The organism is Actinacidiphila sp. DG2A-62 (assembly GCF_035825295.1).
Taxonomy (GTDB): Bacteria; Actinomycetota; Actinomycetes; order Streptomycetales; family Streptomycetaceae; genus Actinacidiphila.
The window spans coordinates 3,923,632-3,948,226 of record NZ_JAYMGI010000002.1 but is presented as its reverse complement, the minus strand read 5'-3'; the positions used below and the strand labels follow the sequence as shown (position 1 = coordinate 3,948,226).

At 68.8% G+C, this 24,595-nt stretch carries 16 protein-coding genes and 1 pseudogene; 13 read left to right on the top strand and 4 right to left on the bottom strand.

What is annotated here, in order from left to right:
• Window positions 1-84 precede the first annotated feature (84 nt).
• The 4 genes from VSR01_RS17640 (at window position 85) to VSR01_RS17625 (ending at window position 5,085) form a co-directional block, all read left to right on the top strand.
• Complete coding sequence (locus VSR01_RS17640) at window positions 85-585, top strand: helix-turn-helix domain-containing protein (RefSeq protein ID WP_326453694.1); 501 nt, start codon at window positions 85-87, stop codon at window positions 583-585.
• A gap of 119 nt (window positions 586-704) precedes the next feature.
• Window positions 705-1,100: a helix-turn-helix domain-containing protein gene (locus VSR01_RS17635; RefSeq protein ID WP_442785680.1), complete on the top strand. Its 396-nt coding sequence runs from the start codon at window positions 705-707 to the stop codon at window positions 1,098-1,100.
• A 29-nt stretch (window positions 1,101-1,129) separates the two neighbouring features.
• Window positions 1,130-2,647, top strand: a complete 1,518-nt coding sequence (locus VSR01_RS17630; protein ID WP_326450179.1) for a LacI family DNA-binding transcriptional regulator — start codon at window positions 1,130-1,132, stop codon at window positions 2,645-2,647.
• Window positions 2,648-3,075: 428 nt separating this feature from the next.
• Window positions 3,076-5,085, top strand: a complete 2,010-nt coding sequence (locus tag VSR01_RS17625) for an N-6 DNA methylase (protein WP_326450178.1) — start codon at window positions 3,076-3,078, stop codon at window positions 5,083-5,085.
• Window positions 5,086-5,131: 46 nt separating this feature from the next.
• On the opposite strand, the gene VSR01_RS17620 is transcribed toward VSR01_RS17625, so the two are convergent.
• A complete protein-coding gene (locus VSR01_RS17620; RefSeq protein WP_326450177.1) occupies window positions 5,132-6,682 on the bottom strand; it encodes a serine/threonine-protein kinase in 1,551 nt (516 codons plus the stop codon).
• A 124-nt stretch (window positions 6,683-6,806) separates the two neighbouring features.
• On the opposite strand from VSR01_RS17620, the gene VSR01_RS17615 reads away from it, so the two are divergent.
• From VSR01_RS17615 to VSR01_RS17600, 4 genes are read left to right on the top strand one after another with little or no spacing between them, the layout of a single operon-like run.
• Window positions 6,807-8,489 (top strand): PD-(D/E)XK nuclease family protein, encoded by a 1,683-nt coding sequence (locus VSR01_RS17615; protein ID WP_326450176.1) that lies wholly within the window; start codon window positions 6,807-6,809, stop codon window positions 8,487-8,489.
• Between the two features lie 56 nt (window positions 8,490-8,545).
• Window positions 8,546-9,745 carry a restriction endonuclease-related protein gene (locus VSR01_RS17610; RefSeq protein ID WP_326450175.1) on the top strand — a complete coding sequence of 400 codons (1,200 nt, stop codon included), beginning with the start codon at window positions 8,546-8,548 and terminating at the stop codon, window positions 9,743-9,745.
• Window positions 9,738-13,457: a hypothetical protein gene (locus VSR01_RS17605; RefSeq protein WP_326450174.1), complete on the top strand. Its 3,720-nt coding sequence runs from the start codon at window positions 9,738-9,740 to the stop codon at window positions 13,455-13,457. The genes VSR01_RS17610 and VSR01_RS17605 overlap by 8 nt, the downstream gene beginning before the upstream one ends.
• A 30-nt stretch (window positions 13,458-13,487) precedes the next feature.
• Window positions 13,488-16,832, top strand: coding sequence for a pPIWI_RE module domain-containing protein (locus tag VSR01_RS17600; RefSeq protein WP_326450173.1), 3,345 nt, complete (start codon window positions 13,488-13,490; stop codon window positions 16,830-16,832).
• A 114-nt stretch (window positions 16,833-16,946) separates the two neighbouring features.
• Here the strand turns inward: VSR01_RS17600 and VSR01_RS17595 are convergent, their stop codons facing one another.
• The 3 genes and pseudogenes from VSR01_RS17595 to VSR01_RS17580 all read right to left on the bottom strand — a co-directional run bounded on the left by VSR01_RS17595 (window position 16,947) and on the right by VSR01_RS17580 (window position 20,403).
• Window positions 16,947-17,660 carry a hypothetical protein gene (locus tag VSR01_RS17595; RefSeq protein WP_326450172.1) on the bottom strand — a complete coding sequence of 238 codons (714 nt, stop codon included), beginning with the start codon at window positions 17,658-17,660 and terminating at the stop codon, window positions 16,947-16,949.
• A 389-nt stretch (window positions 17,661-18,049) separates the two neighbouring features.
• Window positions 18,050-19,602, bottom strand: a pseudogene (locus tag VSR01_RS37800) (LacI family DNA-binding transcriptional regulator).
• 330 nt (window positions 19,603-19,932) lie between these two features.
• Window positions 19,933-20,403, bottom strand: coding sequence for a helix-turn-helix transcriptional regulator (locus VSR01_RS17580; RefSeq protein ID WP_326450170.1), 471 nt, complete (start codon window positions 20,401-20,403; stop codon window positions 19,933-19,935).
• A gap of 193 nt (window positions 20,404-20,596) precedes the next feature.
• Between VSR01_RS17580 and VSR01_RS17575 the strand changes: the two genes are divergently transcribed.
• The 5 genes from VSR01_RS17575 to VSR01_RS17555 all read left to right on the top strand — a co-directional run bounded on the left by VSR01_RS17575 (window position 20,597) and on the right by VSR01_RS17555 (window position 24,548).
• Window positions 20,597-21,133: a helix-turn-helix domain-containing protein gene (locus VSR01_RS17575; protein WP_326450169.1), complete on the top strand. Its 537-nt coding sequence runs from the start codon at window positions 20,597-20,599 to the stop codon at window positions 21,131-21,133.
• A 244-nt stretch (window positions 21,134-21,377) separates the two neighbouring features.
• Complete coding sequence (locus tag VSR01_RS17570; RefSeq protein ID WP_326450168.1) at window positions 21,378-22,250, top strand: hypothetical protein; 873 nt, start codon at window positions 21,378-21,380, stop codon at window positions 22,248-22,250.
• Window positions 22,243-22,470: a hypothetical protein gene (locus VSR01_RS17565; RefSeq protein WP_326450167.1), complete on the top strand. Its 228-nt coding sequence runs from the start codon at window positions 22,243-22,245 to the stop codon at window positions 22,468-22,470. Before VSR01_RS17570 ends, VSR01_RS17565 begins: the two co-directional genes overlap by 8 nt.
• The gene (locus VSR01_RS17560) at window positions 22,467-23,543 is read left to right on the top strand and encodes a YqaJ viral recombinase family nuclease (protein WP_326450166.1); all 1,077 of its coding nucleotides are present in this window, start codon (window positions 22,467-22,469) and stop codon (window positions 23,541-23,543) included. Before VSR01_RS17565 ends, VSR01_RS17560 begins: the two co-directional genes overlap by 4 nt.
• Before the next feature lie 3 nt (window positions 23,544-23,546).
• Window positions 23,547-24,548: a recombinase RecT gene (locus tag VSR01_RS17555; protein WP_326450165.1), complete on the top strand. Its 1,002-nt coding sequence runs from the start codon at window positions 23,547-23,549 to the stop codon at window positions 24,546-24,548.
• Window positions 24,549-24,595: the final 47 nt, after the last annotated feature.

Below are 24,595 nucleotides of genomic sequence, written 5' to 3'. Positions count from 1 at the left end.
CTGCGATCCGCAGAGAGGTACTACGAACGGAAGGAGGCTGGGGTTGTGGCCGCCAACCACCAGAACCAGGAACCCGGCCAGGACCTGCCCGGCCCGGCCATCACCCAACTCGCCGGCGAGGAGAACATCGCCGTACGCATCAAACTCGAACGCGAAGCCCGCGGCTGGAGCACCAACGCCGTCTCTGACCGCCTCAACGCCGCCGGCTACGAGATGAACCCCTCCGCGGTCTGGCGCATCGAAAACCACCAGCGCCGCGTCAACGTCAACGACGCCCTCGGCTTCGCCGAGGTCTTCGGCATCTCCCTGGCCAACCTCGTCGGCCCCCCAAGACTTGCCGCCCACACCCGCGCCATGGAACTCGTCGAAGACATCCGCCGCGCCTACCGCGACGCCCACATGGCCAACCTCGCCGCCGCTCAAGCCCGCGACGCCCTCGACGCCTACCTCGAAGAACACCCCGACGTCCGCGAAGAAGCCGACGCCGCCGCCTCCCTGGCCATCGCCGAAGAACTCACCGGCCTCCCCCAGCCCTACCAGCAGCGCCCTCGCCGCCCCACCCCCGACCACAAGGACACCGAATAACCCCACCCCACCACCCCCGCGAAACCGCACCGCCCATCCCTGAACACCACACCGGCAGGCCCACGGAGTTGCCGCTCCCGCAGCCAGCCAGAACAGGACGCCACGTGCGCCACCACGCCATGCCCGCCGCCACCCCCACCCGCACCCAGATAGGCAGGCGGCTGCCCATATCCGAGTGCTCCCCGGCTGAGAGTCCAACGCCTCGCCTATACCGACCCGAGGAAGTCGCTGCCGTCCTCGGCTGCTCCGCCTGGTGGGTCAAGGACCGAGCCCGACGGCGCCTGATCCCCTTCACCCGCGTCGGCCGCGCCTACCGCTTCAGCGCCGATCACCTCGCGGAGATCATCCGCATGCACGAGACTCGCCCGGCCCACCCCCAGCAGCCCACCCAACTCCCCGGATCCGCCAAGCCCACGTCCCCGCAGCGTTCTTCTCTGCCGGCTGCGACTTCGGTCCGGCTTCGCGCCCGGCCTCCTCGCCGAGCCCGGCGGGATCAGTACGAGATCGCCGCGTAGTTAGACGACACAAGAAGGGGAGGGACTCCGTGGGTTTCGCGGAGAAGCGCGGAAGCTACTGGCGCGGCAGGTACAAGATCGCACCCGGCAAGCACCTCACCGTCGTCGACGGCAGCGGCAAGGCCATCAGGTTCGCCACCAAAGGGGAGGCGCACCGAGCCGCGAGTGAGGCCGAGAACAAGTATCGGCGCGGCGACTGGCGCGACCCGACGCTGGGCCAGGAGACCTTCGGCGAGTACGCGAACCGCTGGTACGAGGCCCAGGACCTGGCTGCCTCGACCATGCAGAACTACCGCCGCCACATCGAGGAACACCTGCTGCCCGAGTTCGAGGACAAGGCGCTCGCCGGCATCCTGCGCGGAGACATAGACGTCTGGGAGAAGAAGGAGAGGGCCGTGTACGCGGCCTCCAGCGTCAAGACCTGGCGCTCGACCCTCCACCTCATCTTCGAGGACGCGATCGACGAAGGACTCATCACGTCCAACCCGGCCGCCAGGCGGCGCGGCCGCGGCAAACGAGCCGGCCGCTCCCGTGACCGCGGCCCGGAGAAGGTCGTCACCGACCCGCTCGGCGTATTGCTGATCGCCGAGCGCGCAGCCCTGCTCTCCGGCCGCGACGACGAGTTCGTGGCCGTGGTACTCAAGGCGTACACCGGCATGCGCTGGGGCGAAATCGTCGGCCTGGAGACCGAGTTTGTCAGGCCAGCCTCCATCCGAGTCGAGTGGCAGCTGTACGAACTGGACACCGGCGAGTTCGCCCGCTGCCCGCCCAAGGACGACAGCTACCGCACCATCGACTCGACCGACTGGCTGTCGGCCCTGGTCGCCAACCACATCGCCCGCACCAAACCGGTGCCGTGCGCCTGCCACGGGAAGACCTACGTCTTCCGCGGACAGGGCGCGGCCCGCACCGGTGGCCACCAGGGCGCGAAACTCGTCGACGTCGCACGCCTCGCGGGAGTCTCCACGGGGACGGTTTCCAACGTGCTCAATCGCCCGGACCGCGTCACCGAATCCACCCGTGCCCTGGTGGAGAAGGCTATCGCGGACCTCGGATTCGTCCGTGGCGGCACCGTATCTGGGCATACGGCTCACTGGCGCAGGAACGGCTTCGCCACCTGGCTGTTCACCCCTGCGGTCAGCGGCTGGTATCCCCAGAAAGCACCGCAGAAAGCACGCCCAGTACCCCTCATCGGCGAACCCTGGCCGGGAATCCCAGCCCGCGGGCGAGGCGCCGGCGGACGTGCCGACGCCTGCTGGACGCCGATCGCCAAGGGGCTCACTCCGCACGGCCTTCGCCACACCCACCGCACGGTAATGGAGGACCTTGGCACGGAGAAGGTGCTCATGGACGAGCGCATGGGCCACATCGACGGCTCCGTCTCGGCCCGCTACGCCCATGTCACCCCTGGCATGCGCAAACGGCTGATGGCCGGCCTGACCGCGCAATGGGAGGCAGGGCTCGACGCCCGGCTGGCGATCTGCTCCAAGTCGCCCGTGCAGGTGCTTGACGCGCTGTTGCGAGCGCGTCTGGGCTCATGTCAGTGACGAGGTTCGGGAGCCGGTAAATGCGATCGGCTCCCGAAGAAGGACGGCGGCTGGGGCCTCACGACATAACTCGGTGTGGTTAGAAGCTCGCTCTTGGCTGGGGCTCCGCCCGCATCCGTGGCACCGGTGGCAGTTCCGGGCCGTTCATTAGTTATTTCAGCTCAATCATCATTCCCAGGCCGTGAGCAGCGTGGCGGATAGCCGGGACCCACACCGAGCCGGTGGGAGGTGGGAAGTGCCACCAAGGCCCGGCATTTACCCTCTCACTGTAGCGGCCGGTCCGAAACCGGCACGGTGTAGGGAACGACAGCTTGGCGGTGCAACATTGACAGAGTCAACGCGTAGGCTGCGCTCGTCGGGTGCGCGCCGTGTGTCGGGTACGTAGGTGTCCGCCCCATCCAGTCACACCATCCCTGAAACGAGAGACCATGGCCATGGAGCAGCAGGACGAACTGGTCACGCTCAGCCTTGCAGGGATCGCGCGGCTTGCCGGAGTCGGTCGCGCGGCCGTGAGCAACTGGAGGCGGCGGCGTAGCGACTTCCCAGAGCCAGTCGGCGGCACGGATGCCAGCCCTTTGTTCTCGTTGGCGGATGCGGAGTCCTGGCTTCTGCGGCACGGCAAGATTGACGAATCCTCCAGCGGCTGGGACCGTCTCTGGCCGCGGATCGAGGACCTCGGCGACCGGGACGGCATGGCCCACCTACTGGCCTGGGCGGGGGAGCGCCTTGCGACCCCGGCGATGAACCCGCCGCGCGGAGCCCCGGAACCCGGAGCTGCCGAGAAGAGGTTGGCAGACGAGATCGTGGGGCTGGCCCTTCGTCAGTCGCCTAAAGAGGCCTTCGCCGTGCTACTGGATCGTTGGCACGCTGTCCACGTACGTCAGCTGATCGTCACTCCCCGCCAACTGGCCGACACCATGGTGGCTCTGGCGGCCGAACTCCGCGACCATAGTGCGCCGGTACGTCGGGTGCTGGACCCTGCTTGCGGAATGGGTTCGCTGCTGGCTGCGTCCGGTCGGCGGTGGTCGGGGCAGGTACCTCCGCCTGCGCTGGCAGGGGTCGACAACGATGCTGCTGTGGCTCGCCTGACTCGAGCAAGGCTGGCTCTGGAGTTCGCGGGCTTTGAGCGACACGTGCAGTCTGCAGACACAATGCTTGATGCCCCTTTGCGGCATGCCTCCTGCGCCGATGTGGTTCTGAGCTATCCACCGTCCAACGAACGTTCGTGGGGGCACGACGAACTGGCGACCGATCCGCGCTGGACGTATGGCGCTCCACCGCGGACCGAGCCCGAGCTGGCATGGGTACAGCACTGTCTGTCCGTACTGGAGCCTGGGGGCGTCGCAGTGCTCGTCCTACCGCCGAGTGTCGCTTCGCGCCGGGCCGGACGGCGAATTCGAGCAGGGTTGGTGCGCAACGGAGTTGTGCGAGCTGTAGTAGCGCTGCCGCCCGGGAGCGCGCCGCCGCATGGGGTGGGGCTGCACCTGTGGCTGCTGGCGGCGCCCCGTGAAGTCCCCGCGGATGACGTGATTTTCGTTGACGCAGCGGACTGCCGGACTACTGCGCTCACCGGTCGCGGCATGGCCGTCGACTGGGACGGTCTTCGTCAGCGCACTGTGGCGGCCCTGCGTGGAAGTGACCTTCCTGGCGTCACACGGGTGCCAACCGCGGAACTGCTGGGCGAAGAGACTGACCTGACGCCTTCTCGCCGCACCGTGACCGAGCGGTCCGTGGGGCCGGTGGAGCTGCGCCGTGCCTGGTCCGGCTGGGACAAGGTGCTGATGGACATGGATGATGCGGCCAAGGGCGTTCGCGGACAGGAGGCGAGTCTCGTAGTACCGGACAACTTCGGCTACACCTTCGTGGGTGATTTGGAGCGTTCCGGTGCTCTGGACGTGGCGCCTGGCAAGGTTCTCGCTGACGATCTGATCCAGCAGGGAGCGCCGGCGGATGATGCTCTGCGCGTCGTCAATCCATGGGCCACACGGGGCGAGGAACCATGGGTCGCCGCGGCGCAGGCTGCCGAGTTGGAGGCTGAGGGACTGGGGGTCCTGACGTCTTTCGGCGACGTCGTGGTCGTAACCACATTCGGCGAATTCGACGTCTGGGTCGAAACGGCCGGACCGCGACTACTCGGTGCCCACACCGTCCGACTGCGGACCGATCCTGCACTGCTCGACCCGTTCTTCCTCGCCGCGTGTCTAAACGCGCCGGGCAACGACCAGCGGGCAGGGACGCGTGCCTCCTCTTCCTCTCGGGTCGACGTACGCCGGCTGCGCGTTCTATGTGCGCCGTCGGCGCAGCAGCGGCGGATCGGGGAGGTCTACCGCCGACTGGTCCGGTTCCGGGAGGCGGTGGCCGACCTGGGCAGGCACGGTGATGTGCTATCAGGCATGTTGTCGGGGCTGCTGGCCCAGGGCAGGCTGACGGGGGAGTGAGGAGCGCAGCACGGCAGAGGCATGGGGCCAGTTTCCGCGGAGCTCGTCAAGCTGGCCCTGGCAGGCGATCCAGCAGCTTGCGGATCGCCTGGGGCAGCACCGAAGACACTTCACCTTGCCCCGCGTCCTGAACAAGTTCCTGCACCTCGAGTCCCACTTCCCAGCAGACCTCAATGGTCTGAGGGGATGGTCCCGACCCGGGCCAGGCCACAAGTTCCTCGGCTAGCTCCAGCCAGGCGTCGGCCATAGCCTGAACCGGACTTCCTTCCGCAGCCATCACCTGGACCACGCCGAGCCGCGCCCGTGTTCGCAGGTCGCCGGTTTCGGTCCCAGCAGATGCGTCCGCGAGTCGCCTCGCGACATCCCGGCAGATGCGGCCCGCCGAGGCGGTCTGTCCGCGTAGCAGGTGAGCACGGGCCACGACGAGGCGCGCCCCCTGCACCTCGCGAACCGCCCCAGGGAGGTGCTGCTCGGCGTGCACCAGCATTGCGGTCAGCTCGTCGACGGCCTTGTCCGGTTCTCCGCGTTCGATTTCGATCTCGGCCTCGGAGTGCAGCTTTCGGAGCACGGAACGCGTGGGACCGCCGACGGGTCGGCGATGCACCCGAGGGCGGCGTGGACCCGTGGGCAGCGGTTCCGAGCGTGGGGCGGCGGCGGCCTTTGAGACGCGGTGGGGCAGGGTCGGGTCCGGGTCGAGGGCGGGGCGTGGAGCGGGGTCGCCCGGCGAGGGCAGCAGGGGCCGCCAGATCTCAAGCGCCAGCTCCAGAGGTGGCCGATCCGCGGGCGATTTGGCGAGCATACGGTCCGTAATATCCACGATGTCGGACGGTAGGCCGGGGATGTCGTCGCTGAGCAGCGGCGGCCGCTCCTCGCAGTGCAGGCGAGCCAGGTCGTAATCGGAGTGGCCAGCCTCGAAGACCAGCCGCCCGGTCACCATCTGGAACGCTATGCAGGCGACACTGTAGAGATCGGCCTCCGGGCCCGGGTTGCGTTCGCCGCGGTGGATCTCCGGGGCCATGTAGCCGATCGTGCCGGGCGTCCGACCGTTGGTGTACCGGGTGGCCGCCGGATCCTTCGGCAGGGCGATGCCGAAGTCCGTGAGGTATACGACGCCGTCGCGTCGGGCCAGCAGGATGTTGGCTGGCTTGACGTCCCGGTGCACCACGTCCGCGCCGTGCACCCGACCGAGCACTTCTAGCAGCGGGACGATTACGCTCGCCGCAGCCGACAGTGTGGGTCTGTTCCGGGTGAGAAAAGCATATAGGTCAACGCCGTTGACATACTCCGTGACGAGGTACGGGCGCGGCAGTGAGAGATCGGCGTGCACGAAGGCCGGCACGCCCCGGCCACCGAAGCGTTGGTGCATTTCGCACTCGCGGTCGAAACGCCGTAGCTCTTGTGGGGTGGGAGTCCGGTACCCGCGCAGGGTGGCCTCCGGGTCTCGAGGCCACAGGAACTTCACTGCGACCGTCCGCTCGACATGCCGGTCGTCGGTCGCCTGATAGACAACCCCCATCCCGCCCCAGGCGCCTTCGCCGGCGCGGCTGAATCTGCCCGCGAGCTTCTTGCCCGCCGGCCATGGCTCCACCACGCCCACTCCCTACCTCTCCTGGCGAACCGTCAGGCATCAAGCTACAGCAGAATCTTGTGTTCCTTGACTTTGTTCACAGGTCTCTGTCACGGTGATGCCCTCACCGTCGAGACTGCGAGGAGTTGGCACCGTGCAGCCCTGGAGCAACCCTCCCGGTACGGTCGGCGTTGGGCGCTTGGCCCGTATCCCGGTTCGTCATCTGCGCGACGAAGAGCCCGGTTGTTCGATGGACCGTGCCCTCAGCGTTCGCCGCGACGTGTTCGCTGCGAAACGGGTTCCGTCCAACACCCCACGCGAGGAGTTCCCGTTCGCGCTTGTGCAGGAACTGCTCGACCAACTGGAATCCGGCGCGGCGCAGAGCGTCGACGAGGCCCTGGAACAGTGTCGACGGACGCGATCCCGGTGCCTGCCGCAGCACGTGACCTGGTCGGTGGAGGCCGTCGAGCGTTACCTCGGTGCCCGGCAAAGGGACCAAGAATGCCGCAACAGCGCCGACCTGCCCCGCACGTACCGCGCCCCGGACCCATGGATCGCATTCCGCACGCTTGAGGAGCCCGACAGGCGTGGTATCACCAATTACGAGCGCACTGTCTGGGGGAGGCAGTACATCTCGGACGACGCGACGCTGCGTGAACTCGTGATTCCCGCCAAGGGAGATGCCAAGGAGCGTCTCGCGCTGCCCGAACTTGCCGCTGTTGCCTCTGTCCTGTATTTCGGGACTCCGGCCCGCATCCCTCCCTTCGGGCATCACTCGCCGGCCCTCAGGCACCAGGCGCCGCCGCCGCGGCCAGAACGCGTCCGGGTCTACTCCGCCGGCCTCACCGAAGGCCGGGTCCGTCTTCTGCGTACAACCGAGACCGACGTCTTCGCGGACTGGACCGCTGAAGAGATCATGGACTTGCATGTGCAGCACGTCGTGCCCCGGCTCGGTCGCGTTCTCGATGGCCGCGACCGCATCGCCGGCGCCCACTGCGCGGGTTGCAAGGTGTTATCCAAGTGCTCCGTCGTACCGCGGGCGCCCGCTCTTCTCGAGCTCCCACCTCCCACGCAGCCTCGCAAGCGGCGCACGGTATCGGTCAGCGATCTGAGAGCACACCGTGACTGTCCTGCCCGCTATCACCTGACCCGGGTACTCAAGCTGCCAGCCTCCGTTCAAGAAAGCGAGGCCGTGCGCAGAGGCCGGGCCGTCGACGGCTGGCTCAACGCCCGGCACGCCATGGCGGGCGCTTCGCCATGCCGCGAGGTGCCTCCGCCCGCACACCTGCCCGGCCTCACCGACGACGAACTGGCCCCCGCACTCGGCATGCTCCGGGCCCACCGGGCCAGGTGCCCGCTCGACAATCCGGCGGCGACGCGGTTCCGCCCGCAGCATCGAGTGATGGCGTATGACCCACAGTCCGATGTTACGGTCATCGCCTCGTGCGACCTGGTCTACGAGGAACGCGGCGGCGTGGTCGTCCGCGAGACAAAGACCAGTGCGTTTCCACCGGTCGGTCGGTCCGTTCTGTTGGAGAAGCATCCGCAGCTCGCCCTCTCGGTACTGCTCTTGGCGGCCGGGGTGCTCGGCGGCGATTCGCGGCGGTCCCGCGTGGAACTGGAGATTCTTCGTCCGGACGGGGTGTCCCTCGAGGAGTTCGATCCGGGCGATGAGGCCACGGTCGAACATGCCCGTATCGTCCTGGCCTCGTACACCGTGCCTTGGTCCGTCGAGACCCGCTACGACGCGGTGCCCCGGCCCGGTTACGACTGCATGGGCTGCGAGGCGCTGTCTTGGTGTGCCACTGGTAAAAAGCGCGTGGCTGCCGCAGGTTGAGGGAAGTTCCCGTTGTTTCCGTCATGTCGCTTGTCGCACCACCTGGAGTGGAACCCGTGCCCGCGAGTCCCTTTGCCGCCTTTGATTCGTCCGCCGAAACGCTCGACGCCTGGGCTGCCCATGACGGCGTGCCGCTGCTGGCTACGGTAGCTCGGGCCTTGTGCGTCCTGGACCACACCACTGGGTTGGATGCCTTCTGTCTTCCGTACCCTCCCGTCGTCCAACTCGCTCTGGACCGGGCGGTCGTCGCTTGGTTGCGCGTCGGACTCCGGCCACCCGCTTCACTTGCCGAACTCGTCCAGCGTTGTGCTGACATCCCGTTGGAGGACTGGCCGTTGTCTCTGCCGTCGGACGCTGTCGGCCCGGACGACGTACTGCTCGACCGCTACTCGCATCGCCCCACACAGCTATGCCATGAGTGGAGCGAATGGGAGCGTTTGGCGCCTGACCCGGCTGTCCGGCATCGCGACCAGCAGGTGATGAGGACCGCTCTGGATCGCTGCCGCAGCCACGGAGAGGAGGACGCATACACCGAATTTCGTAGCCTGCTAGTGCGGCGGCCGGTGCTGACGGCCCAGGAACTCTTCGCCCTGCACGGCGACTTCACGCTGGAGCCGGTCTGGGAGCTCATCGACTTGATCTACCCGGAGGTCCCTCTTTCCTGGAGCCGGGACGGCTATTACGCGGTGTGCGGCCGCTGCGGAACACTGCTGACGCCGCTTGCGGGCGGTGAATGGTGGTGCGAGCGGGATCGCTGCCGACGGCAGGGAGACCCACCGGTCGGCCGTCTGATCGAAGCGGCTCACGCCGGCGCTGTGTACCAGCTGGAGCGCCCGCTGCGTCGACACGTCACCGGGCCCGGACTGGCCGAGGTGGAACTGGAGGACCGGCTCACCGGTCTGGGCCTCGACGTCACCATGTGGCCCGGTTTCGATTCGTACGACCTGCTTGTGGTCTTCCCAGACGGCCACCGCTGGGCTATCGACGTCAAAGACTGGGCGCACCCGGCCTTCCTCGGTCGTGCCGCCCGCCCAGTGCGGCCCGATCCTCCGTACGACGAAGCGTTCTGGGTGGTGCCTGTCTACCGGGTACGCGAGCGCCCCGGCTATCAGCAGGCGTTTCAGCGAGCCCGGCCCGTGGCGGCCGCTGCCGTACGGCTGCTCACCGATGACGAATTGACCCGGGCTGCCCGCCAGCGGTTGGCCGAGTCACACCGTGGCACCCGCACCGACAGCCAGGAGGGCACAGATGCGTGACGAGAAAGCCTGGTGCGAGGTGGTAGCGGGGGAGCTGGGAGGCGAGTGGCCCGAGGCCGGTGCTCCGGATGGATTCGGGCCGGTCGAGTTGTGCCGTGTCGAGTTGGGCCTGCGGCTGCTCGAACGGATTGCCCCTACGGCGGATGCTGTGGACGCCTATGTGCTATTTGGCGGCTATCCGTTTGCGCATCGCGCCGGGCTGGCGCAGCAGCCGTGGCAGCGCATGGCCCTCGCCGCTGCCCGGCACCTCCTATGGCCGCTGCGGCGGCGCGCCTGGCGGCAAGCACTGGATTCCTACCGGTTGGTCTCCGACCGACTGCGGGCTTACGAGCTGCCGCCCACCGGAGCTCCCGGCGGTCCCCGACCCCTGGTGCCGATGGTGGCCGGGCGCCGGATGGACGTCTACGACCAGGCCCTTCGCCGGCTACCGGACCTCCTCACCCGCGCCCTCAAATTGGCGCCAGCAGGGACGAGTTCCTTCCAGGAACGCCGCCGCAATGCCTCGGTCACCATTCCCGAGCAGCTAGTCCGCGCCAACCCCGCCGGCCACGACCTTGCCGCAGAACGGCCCGGGGGCGGCGAGCCGCTCAGCGTGCGCCGCATCGAACTGTGCGCAACGGCCCGGTGGATGGACGAGCGCGAGCGCGAGGCCGAGGTCCCGCATCCCGGTCATTGGGAACAGCGGCTGGAGGGGGTCAGGTTCGCGCCCCGCAATGCCGAGGGAACGAACTATATCGAGGCCGACGAGTTCGAACTGGCTGGCATGGTGCACCTGGCAGGCATGGTTGGTGCCGGCAAGAGCACGTTCATGATTCTGGTGGCCGTCTGGGCCGCCCGGCGTGAGATCCCGCTGCGCACCACCCTCGTCGTCGGCGACGTCGCCGAACAGCTACGGCTGTGCGGTCTCTTCGAGGCACTCGACATCGCCGTCGCGCCTGTACTTGGCGCCACCACACGTGAACAACACGTCCAGCGGCTGCACCGGCGGCTGTCCGCCCGAGGATTCGACAACCTCCTCGACCACGACGACCCCGGTTTCGACCTGCTGAGCACCGCCTGCGCGGTGAGCGGTCTGCGCGGTGTCGACGGCGATCCGCTGCAATACCGCGACGCGCCATGCACTCGGCTGCATCCCGAGCCACAGCGCGGCCCGGCGGAACCGGAATCGGTCGTCCTGGAGCAATGGAATCCCGACCGGAGGAACACCGGATCTCGCCAGACTCCCGCCCCGGACCGCCTGCCCGGCCGCCCCCATGGCTGCCCTCTGTGGGCCGAATGCCCGCGCCACGCGGCTGCCCGCGCGCAGGTCGACGCTTTGATCTGGGTGGCGAACCCGGCAAGCCTGGTGCAGAGCCAGGTGCCCGCGCACCTCAACGACGAGCGGCTACGCCAGCTGGAACTGGCGTGTCTGCGCAGCGACCTGATTTTCGTGGACGAGGCGGACAGCGTGCAAATGGCGCTGGACCGCCTCTTCACCCCATCTGGCACCCTGGTTCGCCCCGACACCGACTCCTGGCTCGACCAACTGAACCGCTACAAGATCGAGGAGCTGAGCAGGCGTGCGCGCCTGCCGTTGACCGACGGCCAGGTCGCCCAATGGAACCGGGCACTGGGGACTGTCACCCTTGCCGTCGACCCGCTCTGCGCTCTGTTGATCAAGGACGAGGACCTCCGGGAGTGGGCTGATCCCGCCTACTTCAGCCCGTGGACTCTCCAGCAGAGCTTGCTCGATGACCTGTTCAGCGATGTGGCCGAGCGCCACCGCGAAGGCGTCCGGTGCCAGCCGGAACGGGAGGCGTCTGCCGTGGACGAGATGGTCGACGACAGCGCTGAACTCTACGAGGGCTATGACGACGTGGTGCACGAGCCTGGCACTTTGCCGCACCTCGCACTCTCCCCGGTCCGCCGCCTGCTCGAGGATGCTTGGGATGCCTTCCGCGATGATCCGTTCGGAGAAGGCGATACCCCTGACCCGCTTACCGGTGTCCTCACCGACACGGCCGACGCCCTGCTTCACCACATGGCAGCGGGCCGCACGAGGGAGCGGGTGCGAGAGCTGGCCGGTCAGCTCGTCGACCGGGTGACGGAAGAAGTACGGGCTGAGCAGCCCGCATCCGCCGCGCCCCCGTCCGAGCCGACGAAGGACTGGTGGGACGTCCTGTGCCTGCGGCTCTCGTTCCTTCTGCTGCTCAGCACGCTCCACCACAGGTTGGAACGACTCACCTTTCTGTGGCCGCACGTGGAGGCCGCCCTGCGACTGGACTCTCAGGGCAGGGAGCTGGCCCGGCGCGTTCCGCTGGACTACGCACCGCTGGTGCCCGAGGCGCCCATGGGTAACATCCTCGGCTACCAGTACCTCCCGGATGGCGAGGAACGCGACGATGCCGGTCGCCGCGGCGGCACTCTGCGCTTCTTCCGGTGTGCTGGGGTCGGGCGCGAGCTGCTGCTGAACCTGAACAGCCTCGGCGCCGATCCGGGTACCGGCCTGGGTGGCCCGCACGTCGTGTTGATGTCGGGTACCAGCTGGGCCGGCGAGTCCAGCCGTGCCCACGTCCGCGTCCCGGTGAGCCTCGTCCTCAAGCCCACCGACGCGTCCCTGGCTGCCGTGGCCCAGACCTCGTTCGCCACCCGTTTCCTCTACGACCGCGACGGCCGTCCGATGAGCCTCTCCGGCACACCGCCTCGCGACCGGCTTGCCCAGGCGGTTGCTATGGCCCGGCGGCTTGGCGAACCAGGGCCGGGCGGCACTTCGGTGCTGGGGCAGGAAATCAGCCGTATTCCCGAGACGACCAGGCGTCGAGCGCTGGTCCTCGTGGGCAGTTACCGGGAAGCTTCGGCGGTGGCCGAGGCGCTGCACCGGTTCGACGCCTGGCGCGGCAAGGTGAGTGCGCTTATCCCGGATGATGAGGCCCACAACAGCGACGGACCTGCCGGCACTGCCCCGGGGCAGTCGGACGACACTCACGCGACACTACGGCGTGGCGACGTGGCCCGTTTCGCCGATGATCAAACTGCGGAAGTCCTGGTCGCTCCGCTTCTGGCGGTCGAGCGCGGCCACAACATTCTCAACGAGGAGGGCAAAGCGGCCTTCGGCACGGCCTTGTTCTTGGTCCGCCCCCACCCTCGCCCTGACGACCTCGACTTGTCCGTATTCGCCGTCAACGACTGGTTGAGCGGCATGCTGCGCGACCAGCCGCGCCGCGACAGCCTCGACGGTCCCCACACGCTCACCGAACTCATGGAGAAGGAAGGTTCGCTCGATGAGGCGGCCCGAGCTCTGCGCCACCAGGGCCGCCGCGAATGGCGACGACTGCTCAACCGCCGGTACGCCTACAGCTCACTGCCCGTCTGGGAGAAGCGGGCCTTTGCCTGGGACCAGCTTGTAACGCTGTGGCAGGTCATCGGCCGTCTGGTGCGAGGCGGAGTGCCCGCCCGTGTGGTGTTCGTCGATGCCGCCTTCTCGCCTCGCCTGGCGAGACAGCTCGCACCCGGCAGCATGGGCCAGCCGTCCTCAGTGACCGAGGTGCCGGGCACCGACGGCCTGCTCCATGCACTCGCCGGAATCCTCGATCCCTATTTGTCGGACCCGCCTCACACCGGACAGGCCGGGCTTGACACTGCCCTGCCCCACCTCGACCCGGAGGCTCGCGCACTGGTCCGTCTCCTGTATCAGCCGTTCTACAACGCCCTCAGCACGATGACCCACCGCTGACCCCCGCTTCACCTTGCGAGGAGTTGTTCCATGCCGCCCGTCTATCGCTCCGCGCGCACCACAGCCTGGTGCCCGGCCGACGCCTTCGCCTCTCATACCGCGCCCTACCGCGTACTGCCCTTCCCCGAGCAGTGGCGGGACGCGGTGCTGACCCTGTGTAACGCGCCCCGGGTAGCAGCGGGCAAAGAGCCGTGGAAGACAGCACCGACCTGGCGCCTGGAACAGGTTCTGCAGGCTTTCGCCCCCGATGTCCTCGCGCTGCCACGTCCCTTCCACGACCGCAACCCGGACGCGCCGGCCCACTGGCTGTGTGCGCCCGCCGACCTCCCCGACCCGCTCCCCGGCCCGGTCTTGGACACCGTGCTGAAGCACTGGCTGCGTGACCTGCGGCCCGAGCCCGAGTTTCGGGGCCTGCTGCAGGAGACCATCGCAGAACTGGCCGCCCATCCGCCACGCTGGGAGACAGTCCACCACGAACTCATGCCGCATGACGCGACGCCAGGTGGCACCGCGCGTCCGTCAGCGCACCAATACAGCCTCAGCCCCGACTGGCTGGCCCGCCGGATCCTTGCCTTGGGACCGTACCCGTACGACGGTGGGCAGCTCTTCTTCCGAGCCATGCCGCGCGGGCCGCGCGACCAGGGTGCACAACTTGTTTCCGAGCCGATCCGGTTCGCTGGGCCTGACGAGAAGCATGACTCCTGGTGGTCGGTGACGCTATCGATCACCCTTCAGACTGTGCCGTTCGACCCGCTGCCGCGCTTCAACCTCCGCTGGTCGGTTCGCCGCTGGGCCACTCGTACCAGTGCCAAAACGGGCCGTTTGCACCTCCCATGGGGCGTGAGCACCACCGTCCTGCTGCGTCCGCGCAGGCCGTTCCTGCCGGGCACCCCCCGTAGTGAGCGGTTCGCCATTGCTCGTCTGGAGCGCTACTGGGATAAGGAGCTGGGTGAGAAGGGCGACTTCGCCGAACGTTGGCGCGCGGGCGGCCCTGCGGCGATGCTCGCCGGGCTCCCCCTGGGTGAGCCCTTCCCGGACGTCGACGCGATCCTGACCGACCCCGCGTCCTGGCTGCGCGACGACGCCCGAGCCGGTGTCTTGCACCGCACCGCGATGGGCCGGCACGACGTGGGCACCGGCTTCATGGCGCACCAGCTCTCGCAGCTCACAGCCTGGGCGGAAGGCGCTCTCACGTCCGAGCTGCGCCGAGCCCCGGACCTCTCGCTGATCGACCGTGGCACACCCGCGAACATCCCCAAGGGCGACAAGGAGTCGGTCGAAGCGGAACAGTGCACCCAGCGCCGGCTGGCGACAGCCTACGCATTGGACGCCCTCAACGGCGTGGTGCGTCAGGGCGGCGCTCCCGTGCTTGAGGCACGGCTCCTGTGGCAGTCATCGCGGCTGCGTAATGCCGCCCTGACCTCACTCGCAGAGCATCTCGGCCTCAAGGGAGACGGCGGTTCCTTCACTGCACAGCAGTACGACAACGCCACGGCTGGCGCGCCGGTTGTCCACGAATGGTCCGCTCCGGAGCTGACTGTGAGGGTTCACTGTCTGCGCCCGCTCGTTGGGCTCGGTGACCGCACCGCCGACAGTCTCCTTGCCCCCCTCGACTTGCCCACCGGCACTCGCATCAAGGATGCCCAGGTGGCCGCCGCAACCGCAGCCCGCCGTGACAGCGCCGCACAGTGGCTGGCCGCGGAACGCACCACCGATGCGCCAGCTCTCGCTGTGGTGGAGATCGGCCGCCCCGCGTCCTACCCGAGCAGACTGCACGATCCGAAGTTCGCCATGCGACTCGGCTGTGCCAAGGCTGGCTTCGTCACGCAGTTCATCACGGTGCCCGTGGCGGGCGACGAGAACGGTAAAGGTGCGGAGACAGCGTCCAGCCTGAGGCACCGTACTCTCAGCGCCTGGAACGATGGTCTGCGGCAGCTCGGCGCGCGCACCGTGCCATGGCATGCTGTAAACGAAGGACTGCCCGACGGCCTGCGGCACGCTGCGCTGTGGATGGTCCGCAAGAACCGCACGACCCGGAATCGCTGGGCCGCCTACGTCCCGGTCGGCGTCATGGTCACCCCCGACCCCGAGGTCACCGGCGCGGCCCGCATCGAAGGCTGGGACCCCGAGGCGCGTTCCGGCGCCGGTGCCTGGGTCCCCTACCCCGAGCTCCTGCTGAGGTTGACCACGAAGGCAGAGGTCACGTCCGTTGTGCCCGGCCAGCGCGGACCACGGGACGGCGCTGCCGGCCCCGATGAGGCGGAGACGGGGGGTGAGGTGGAACGCCCGAAGCTCTACCAAGAACGCGAACGGCAGCGCCGTGAGGCCGCCGAGTGGCTTCAGGGCCTGCGTACGTCCCTGCGCACCGCACCAACCGTCCTGTTCGCCGAGGCGCACAACGCCCGCTCGCACTGGACCTGGCTCCAGGACGGCCGGATCGAACGGGATCGCCTGCAAGATGGGCTTGCGCCCGCTCGTCGCCTCGACCCCGACCTGCGGTTGGTCCGAGTCCGCGCAGGCGCCCGGAACGAGACACCGCAGTGGTGGGGGAAAGCCCAAAAGGGCAAGCCGAACGGTATCCAACAGGGCTTGTGGGTGCCGGAGGGTGCCGCCGAGGACGCCCGCGTCTTCTTCAGCACGACGGCTAAGCCCGTGCAGTTCAAGCACGCGGCAGTGACCGCTGACAAGCTCTCGCCCCGGCCGATCGCTCAGGGCGAGCGCAAGGGCGAACCCACCATTGACACAGGCCAGGCGGCCTGGATGCCGGGGTTGCTGGAGATTGCCGTCATCGGTTGCCACCGGGGCGATGGCGACGACCCGAAGTCCCTTGCACTTCTTGCCCACGTTCTCCGCCAGCCCTCGGACTACGACCAGGCCCTTGCCCTGCCCCTGCCACTCCACTTGGCCGGCCTGGCGCAGGAGTACGTCCTGCCGACACCGAAGGACGACGAGGCGGAGGCGGAAACGGGAGAAGCGGGGAGGCGGGCCGGCCCACTGCTTCGGACGATTCAGACGACGCGCAGGATGCATCGCCGGTGGAACAGCCAGTACCAAACCTGGAGTCGGAGGCACCGGACGCCGACGCTGAAGGACAGCTGCAACCATTCGACGTTTGACGCCGCTCAGTGGCCGGCTCGAGCAGCGCGGTCACAGCTGCGAGGGCCCCGGCCGCGCCGCTTTGTTGGCGACCGCGTCACCGGCGCGGCGGATCGGTCTCTTGACCCCCTCTGGCACAGCGTCCCTCACCTGGTTCACGGCGTTTCTTGCGACTTCACCGGTGCGGCCGAGCGCGGATTCGCCCAGTCCGGCAGCCCACGGCGGTTGTTGCGGCGCTCCCTGCGCCCGTTGAGCGTGTCCCATACCTGCTCCTCGTAGGCACTCATCGGGATTGCGTCATCACAGAATGGTCCGGCGTAAGTGCTCACTGAGGTCCTCCGTTTCGACTGTGCTAGCTGGGTCGAAGAAGCTCACGGGATAGCTCTCGAGCACTTAGGGCTGGGGCGTGAGAGGTGGTGTGAGCTCTGCGGCGACGGAGACGGCGAGGTAGCGGAACTCGCCCCGGGGGCCGTCTTGCAGTGAGTACGGCTGCCAGTTGAGGGGGTAGGTGCCGCGGAGGGTTCGCGTGTTTCGCGGGTAGTCGCCGCCGCCCCAGAGGAGTCGGCCCGTGAGGGTGCGGCCCGGGTGGATGCGGAATTCGCGGTCCCGGGTAGTGTCCCGCTTTGACGGTGTCCAGAGGCTAACTGCGTTGGTGATGAGGAGGGCCAGGCCGTTCTGGTCGGGGCGATTGCCGAAGCGCTCAAGCCTCGCGATGTCGGAAACGAAGCGGAGCCGGGCTACGTCGTCGGAATCGTGGGACTTCAGCGCGTACTCCTCTGGAGGCTGCCCGACTGCTCCGATCCACTCCGCTGTGAAGTACTTGAACTCGATGGCCGTGCGGACTGCATGGCCGATGCAGAGCAGGTCGAGATATTCGGCGCCGACGGCGTCCGGTGCGTTCTGGCGCACCTCCAGCCTGGATCGGATATCGGGGGCCAGCTCCCACAGCACGCGCGCGAAGCTGTGTTGCAGGTCCCGCTCGGAGTAGAAGACCGGGCGGTCCTGCTTGAGCCGGGCCATGACCTCCGGCAGCGAGACTTCGCCGGCGATGAGAGGTCCGGACGTCGGCACGGCCTCCGAGCCCCGTTCCGCTGATCTTTCCTGCATGTGGATCCCCCCGGGTCGGCAGTCCGTGGAGGCGACCGTAGCGCCGTCGTGAGGGCCGTCTCAGGCATTCCGCCCAGCCGGGCCGCTCCCGCCCTGGGAGCCGGATGTCGGGGTTGGCTCCCAAAGGGCTCCCAAGACGGCCCTAGGAACGACTCAGGGCCCCGATCCTTGGAAGGATCAGGGCCCTGACCTGCTGCTTACCGAGTCGGGGTGGCGGGATTTGAACCCACGGCCTCTTCGTCCCGAAATAGGTGCGCGCCGCAACTATCGCTCGGGGCTGCAACGCTGTGACCTGCACCATAGTGCCTCCAGGGGGTGTGTGGGGCCGGTCCTGCCGGGCCTGTTCCGGGGTGTGGGGTGTCAACTGGGTGTGATCTTGTGCCGGGGTGTCACGCCGCGGCGGCACGCTCCTGCAACAGCCGGTTGAGCACCGGCACAGGGGATGTCGGGCACAGCGCGAGGCGGGCGTCCAGGGACTCCTCCCACACCTCGGTCAGGTCCGCTACCAGCTTGGCCCGCATGGCGTCCGTCACGTGGGCGTAGCGGGCGGACACCGAGCTGTCCTCGTGGCCCATCCGCTCGTCCATGAGGACCTTGGGCGTGCCCAGCTCCTCCATGAGGGTGCGGTGTCCGTGCCGCAAGCCGTGCCGGGTCAGCCGGTCCTTGATCGGCAGCCAGCAGGCCTCCGCGCGGCCGGCTGCGCCTCGGCCGCGCACGGGCACGCCGGGCCAGGGGCCGCCGGTGACCGGCACCGGGTGGGCCACGGCCGGCGCCTTCGGGGGGTACCAACCGGTGGCGGCCGGGGTGAAGATCCACGCGGCGTGTCCGGATCGGCGCCAGTGCGCGGCCTCCCTGGACGGGCCGACCTGGCGGACGAACCCCACCTCCGCGATCGCCTTCTCCACCCGGGCGCGCGTTGCCTCCTTCACCGTCTCCGGCCGGTTGAGCACGTTGGAGACGGTGCCCGTGGACACCCCGGCGAGCTCGGCGACCTGGCGCAGCGTGGGCCCCTGCTGGCGGGTGCCGCCCCGGCCTCGGCCGCTGTAGACGTACGTCAGGCCGTGGCAGGGGCAAGGGGTGGGCTTGGTGCGGGCGACGTGCTCGCCGACGAGGCGCGCGAGGAAGGGCGGCGCGTCGATGCTGCGGTAGCTGTCGTCCTTGGGCGGGCAGCGGGAGAAGCCGCCGGTGTCCAGCTCGTACAACTGCCACTCGATCCGGAAGGACCGGGCTTCCTGGCGCGCGTACTGCGTCTCCAGGCCGACCAGTTCCCCCACCTCATGCCGGTGTAGGTCTTGTGGATGTGGGCCACGAACTCGTCGTCCCGGCCGGACAGCAGGCTGGCGCGCTCGGCGATGAGCAGGGAGCCCAGCATGGTGGTGATGGCCTTCTCAGGGCCACGGTGCCCCCCGCGCCCGTGCCGGCGCCCCCGGCCGCGGCGCCGCTCGGCCACGTTCTTGTCCGCGTGGCCCGCGTCTACGGCGTCCGCCAGGAGGCGGTGGAGTAACGCCCGGTAGGTGCGGACGCTGCTCGGCGCGGAGTGGGTGAGCTGTTCGCGCTCCCAGGTGTTGACCATGCTCTCGGTGATGTCCCGGATCACCGTGTCCCCGAAGGTCGGCAGGAGGTGGGCCAGAGACCTGGGGTAGTTCTGCATGGTGGAGTCCGCGAGGCTCAGCTCGTTCATCTGCTCCTGAGCGAAGGCGCCGAAGGTGACGCGAGCGGCGGCGGCCTCCTGCTCGGGGGGCACCCAACGGCCCTTCTTCGCCGCCTCGAACGCGTCGGCCTCGGCCTTTTCGGCGGCCTTCTGCGCGGTCGTCTTGGTCGGGTACCGGACGGCCCGGCCGTCCGCGTCCTTGATGTAGTCCTGTGCCTTGCGGTCCGGCCGCTGGAAGCAGGCTCGGAAGTAGATCTTCCCCCTGGCGGTTCGTTTCTCCGCGTACGCCATGTGCACTCACCCCTCTGCCTTCCCCAGGACACTCAATACCTGGAGGGGGGTGTACTCCCTCTCCCCCAGGACTGCGGTCATCGCCGCTTCTTCTTGCGCCGTGAAGCAGTCCGCGTTGAGGAGGAGAAGGTTGGGCTGCCGATCATGATCGATCCAGGCAACGACTTCCCTCGGCACTCCTGACACTCGCTGTGCACGGCCGCAAGGCTCATTCGCCATGCGTTCTCCCAACCGCCATCCGGTTAGGACGATTTAATCGTGAATCGTGAAAAGGCGGCAAAGATATGGGAGAAGTAACGCAAACCCACCCGCAAGGGTGAACTAGTCCTACTAACCGGGCCCTACGGTCACGGCGATCTTCAACGACCTGAGCACGGCGAGCAGTTCCTCCGGCGGGGTGCCCTCCTCCCCGCGGACCACGATCGTGGCTGTCACCTGCCCAGAAGGCGTGGTCACTTCGGTTACGCGGGACTCGATGAGCGGCCCCTCCCTGAGTGCCTGCCGAACCCGCAGGGACAGGTCCGACACTTCCGCCGCCGGCGCCTCGGAGATGGCCACCTCCGGCCCTGCGTCCGCCATGACGGGCTCGCCGCCGTCGAGGACGCGGTTCACCGAGTCCTCAGTCCACCCGACCAGTCGCGCATAGGCGAGCACGGTGGGGGTGACCTTCGCGATCTTCCCCTGCTCGATGTTGCGCAGGGCGCCACGTTTCACGCCGATCCGTGCTGCCGCCTCCTGCTGCTCCATGTCGGCACGTGCCGCCTTCAGCTTCTCGCCGAGACGAGGCCAGTTCCTCTCCATGCAACCCATGATGCCGTACGGCGGTGCAACAGCAAGAGCGCACGAACAGCGCAAACGGGCGCATCCGTTGCGCGTGGAACGTCAGAGGTGTGCCGGTCCACCGTGAGGCCATGCGAGTGAATGCGTAGTTTCTGAACGCAGAAGTGCCCCAAACGTCTGCCAACCATGCGCAACTCAGGTACAGTTTCTGACCGTGACACCGAATGGAACGGCCATTCGCGCACTGCGGGAAGTTCAGAACATGAGCCTGCGGCGCCTGGCCCAACTCGCGCAGACATCTCCGAGTCAGCTCTCGCGCATCGAGCGGGGGCGCGCCGGCGCCCGCGACGACCTGGCCGTCCGCATCGCGGAGGCCCTGGCCGTCCCGGTGAGCGACATCACCCGCGCGGAAGGCGCGACCCTCACGCCGTCTCCGCAGACCGTGAAGCACGAGCGGCCCGCCAAGGGGACGAAAGACAAGCGGCAGGCGCCGGTCTTGAAGAAGACCGGTGACCGGGATGTGCCCTACCCGGGCACTCCGGAGGGCCGGTTCTTCCACTACACCCCGGAGGAGGCCGCGGACTTCCTGCCCTGGTCGGCTCTTCAGCTCAGGCGCAAGGCGTACGCCCGCGAAGTCCCGTTCAACGACGGCGGGAACAGGGTGACCTTCACCGGCCAAAACATCTGCGAGATCAGCGAGATGACGGCCGTGCGCCCGCTCGCCGATCCCGTCCAGCAGCGCGCTTCCTGAACGGCGCCGCCGGGGGACGACTGGCCATGCCGGGCCTTGATCGCCGCCCCCAGCGTCGCCGGAACCTCAACCAGTCATCGAATCGAGGAACCGTGAGCACGAACTTTAGCCCTGCGCACGACCCACGAACGTGCCTTTTGTGCGCGAAGCTGCGCCACCCCTCCCAACTGCCCACGCGGCGCGCCCTGACGACGCTGCCCCGGCAGGCCGACCGATCGGCCAGCGAGAGGGGCGGTGCCAACTGATGGCGCGCGCATCGAGGTTCGACCACGCCGCAGTCGCCAGGGCCGCCAAGGCCCAGCGTGGCTTGTGGCAGCTCGCCGGCGTCTACCCAGCGTCGACCGGTGCCAAGAGCACTGTCCTGCGCATCCCGAGGGCCCAGCGGATGCCGGCGTACGCGCCGCCCGGAACGTTCGAGGCGTACTCCTTCCTGCACGAGGACGGCGGCACGGCGGTGTGGGTCCGCTACGTAGCCGGTGCCCCCGCCGTGGAGCCCCGCCCGACGTCCATGACCTACCGGGTCTGCGACCGCGGGTCCGGCACCGAGTACGTCGGCGTGCGGGTGGTGACCGTCACCGTCGGCCCCGAGTGCCCGCGCTGCGGCGGCCCCCGCGGCGACGCGGTCCCGTTCCGGTTCCACGAGGACGGCGACTGGTACGTGGTCGACAAGTGGAGCAACGCGTGCGGCCACGTCGACTCGTACGCCTCCGTCCTGGCCGAGTACCGCAAGCTCGTCGCCGAGCTCGAAGAGGCCGAGCAGCGCGACGCCGCCCGCGCGGTGGGCGCCGGTCCCGCCGACGCCGGCGAGTACACCGAGGCCGTCACGTTGCTGAACGCGGCGGCGGCCGAGATCCGGGGCCTGCACGCGAAGCAGGCCGCGCAGTTCCTCGACATGCGCGGGCACGGCGAGGCCGCCCGCCGCGTCCAGGAGGAGCTGGCGCACCGGTCGGGCCGCATGTCCGCCCGGCAGGCAGCCGTGTTCCTCGCCGAGCTGGCCGCCGCCCGCGCCGCCTGCACCGAGTGCGAGCACGGCCGGATCAACTACCTCGGCCATGACGGCGAGTTCGTGTCCCTGCGGTGCACCACGTGCCGGAAGGAGACGGTCCCCGTTGCCTGACACCCGACTCATCGGCGACGTCGCCGAGCCGCGCGTCCGCCTGAGCGATGACCCGAGGTGGTTCCGGACCTGCATGGCCCGCGCCCTCGCCGTCGTCGACCAGGGCGAGGACCTGGCCACCGCGGTGTGGACCGCCGTGGACCCCGTCCAGACCGCCGCCGAGATCGAAGCCCTGGCCGGCCTGCGCCGCCTCTGCAGCACCCGTAAGGACACGAAGTGACGACGACCATCGAGCCCACCCTGTTCGACCTCGGCGACGGTGCGCCTCGCGGCCTGGTTGACGCCCCCACCGCGCGGCTGCTGCTGCCCGCCGGTGCCTCCCACGACGAGTGGCTGGCCGTCCGCCGCGAGGGCATCGGCGGCTCCGACGTCGCCGGAATCCTTGGCCTGGGCGGGAAGTACACCGGCCCGCGCCACGTCTTCGAGGAGAAACACGGCCGCCCGACGTTCACGGACAACGAGTACGCGGAGGTCGGCCGCGAGATCGAGGGCTTCATCGCCCACCTCTTCACGAAGCGGTCCGGCGTCGCCACGGCGGTGGCCCCCGGCACGCTCGTGCACCTCGACCGCCCGTGGATGCGGGTGAACGTCGACCGGTACACCTTCGAGCGGCCGGGCCCGGCGTCCGGGCTGCTGGAGTGCAAAAACCGCAGCGAGTACCAGGCGGATCAGTGGGAGGACGGGGCTGTTCCCGACGCCCCCGCGATCCAGTGCCACTGGGGCATGGCGGTCGGCGGCTGGGACCACGGCTTCGTGGCCGCGCTCGTCGGCGGCAACAAGCTCCGCTGGGTCCGGCTGGAGCGCGACGAGGAGATGGTCGAGTACCTGGTCGACTACTGCGGGAAGTGGTTCCAGCGGCACGTGGTCGAGGGGATCGAGCCCCCGGCTGACGGCCTGGAGGCGACCACTGACCTGCTGGCCAAGCTCTGGTCGGTGAAGGCCGAGACGATCGCCGAGATCGACGTGGCGAAGGCCAAGGAGCTGCGCGCCCGGCACGCCGAGATCAAGGCCCGCGAGAAGGCCCTCGCGGAGGAACTGCGGCTCGTCGAGTCGGAGATGAAGCTGCTCACCGGCGAGAACGAGATCGCGAAGGCGGGCGGCCAGCCGGCGTGGACGTGGAAGGGCAACGGCACCTTCGCGTCGAAGCAGTTCGCCACGGCGCACCCCGAGCTGGTCGAGAAGTACACGCGGATGGTGCCCGCCCTCGACATGGACCGGCTCAAGGCCGAGGACCCCGAGGTCTACGCGAAGTTCCGCGCCCGCCGCCTCGTCGTGCCCGCGAAGGGAATCTGACCCATGGCTCTGTCCACCCTCAAGGACCGCGTGCGCGCGGCCACTACCGAGCCGCCTGCCGTCGACGCGACGGTGCAGTCCCTCGCCGAGGACACCGCCGGGCCGGTCCCGGCCCAGCTCCACGCATCGGCCCAGGCCGAGGGCGACGACGTCGCCGACAAGGCCCTGACGTGGCTGGAGCAGTACGGCGAGGACTTCACGAAGGCCCTGCCGTCGCACATCGATGTGAAGGCGTTCCTGTCCGCCGTGCGGGCTGCCCTGCCGGGCCTGGTGCGGTGCACCCCGGCGTCGCTGCGTCAGGCGCTCCTGACCTGCGCCCGCTTCGGTCTGCTGCCGGACGGCCGGCACGCGGTGATCAAGCGCGAGGGCAAGCTCGCTGTGTTCGTGCCGATGGCGCAGGGCTATGTCGAGCTGATGTACCGCTCCGGGCGGGTCGGCTCGGTGCACGTCGGGATGATCCACGAGAACGACGAGTGGAACTACGAGCCGACCGCCCCGGCGCCCTTGGACTTCACGCACAAGCCGCGCGTGGACCTGTCGAAGAAGGAGCGCGGGAAGCCGATCCTGGCCTACGCGTTCTGCTGGATGGCGTCGGGTGCCCGCTCGCAGGTGATCATCCTGTCGCGGGAGGACGCCGAGGAGATCCGCGACGAGTACAGCTCGGCGTACCAGCGGGCGAAGGCGTCCGGGGCGAACGACTCGTTCTGGCACACGGACTTCGACGCGATGTGGCGGAAGTCGCCGCTGCGCCGTCTGCACAAGGTCGTGCCCATGAGCGCCGAGCTGGTCGCGCTGCTCAAGGCGGACGACGCCGGGGACGCCGGTGAGGTTCAGATCGTCCACGCCCCGGCCGAGGAGACGTACCTCCTGGCCGAGGCGGACGAGGCCCACGAGCAGGCCGAGGAGTCTCAGGACCCGCAGGACGCCCGGGTGTGGACGTTGCCGCGCAAGAGGTCGCAGCCGCGCCGGACGACCCGCAAGAGCCGCAAGGGGTCGCGTCGGTGAGTCCGGCCCCCAAGCCCCTTCCCGTGGGGACGCGTCACGGCCGCCTG

Excerpts from the sequence above, each read along its gene's own strand:
- VSR01_RS17635 (WP_442785680.1), top strand. The coding sequence starts at position 705 with ATGCCCGCCGCCACCCCCACCCGCACCCAGATAGGCAGGCGGCTGCCC.
- VSR01_RS17625 (WP_326450178.1), top strand. The coding sequence starts at position 3,076 with ATGGCCATGGAGCAGCAGGACGAACTGGTCACGCTCAGCCTTGCAGGG.
- VSR01_RS17605 (WP_326450174.1), top strand. The coding sequence starts at position 9,738 with ATGCGTGACGAGAAAGCCTGGTGCGAGGTGGTAGCGGGGGAGCTGGGA.
- VSR01_RS17600 (WP_326450173.1), top strand. The coding sequence starts at position 13,488 with ATGCCGCCCGTCTATCGCTCCGCGCGCACCACAGCCTGGTGCCCGGCC.
- VSR01_RS17595 (WP_326450172.1), bottom strand. The coding sequence starts at position 17,660 with ATGCAGGAAAGATCAGCGGAACGGGGCTCGGAGGCCGTGCCGACGTCC.
- VSR01_RS17580 (WP_326450170.1), bottom strand. The coding sequence starts at position 20,403 with ATGGAGAGGAACTGGCCTCGTCTCGGCGAGAAGCTGAAGGCGGCACGT.
- VSR01_RS17570 (WP_326450168.1), top strand. The coding sequence starts at position 21,378 with ATGGCGCGCGCATCGAGGTTCGACCACGCCGCAGTCGCCAGGGCCGCC.
- VSR01_RS17555 (WP_326450165.1), top strand. The coding sequence starts at position 23,547 with ATGGCTCTGTCCACCCTCAAGGACCGCGTGCGCGCGGCCACTACCGAG.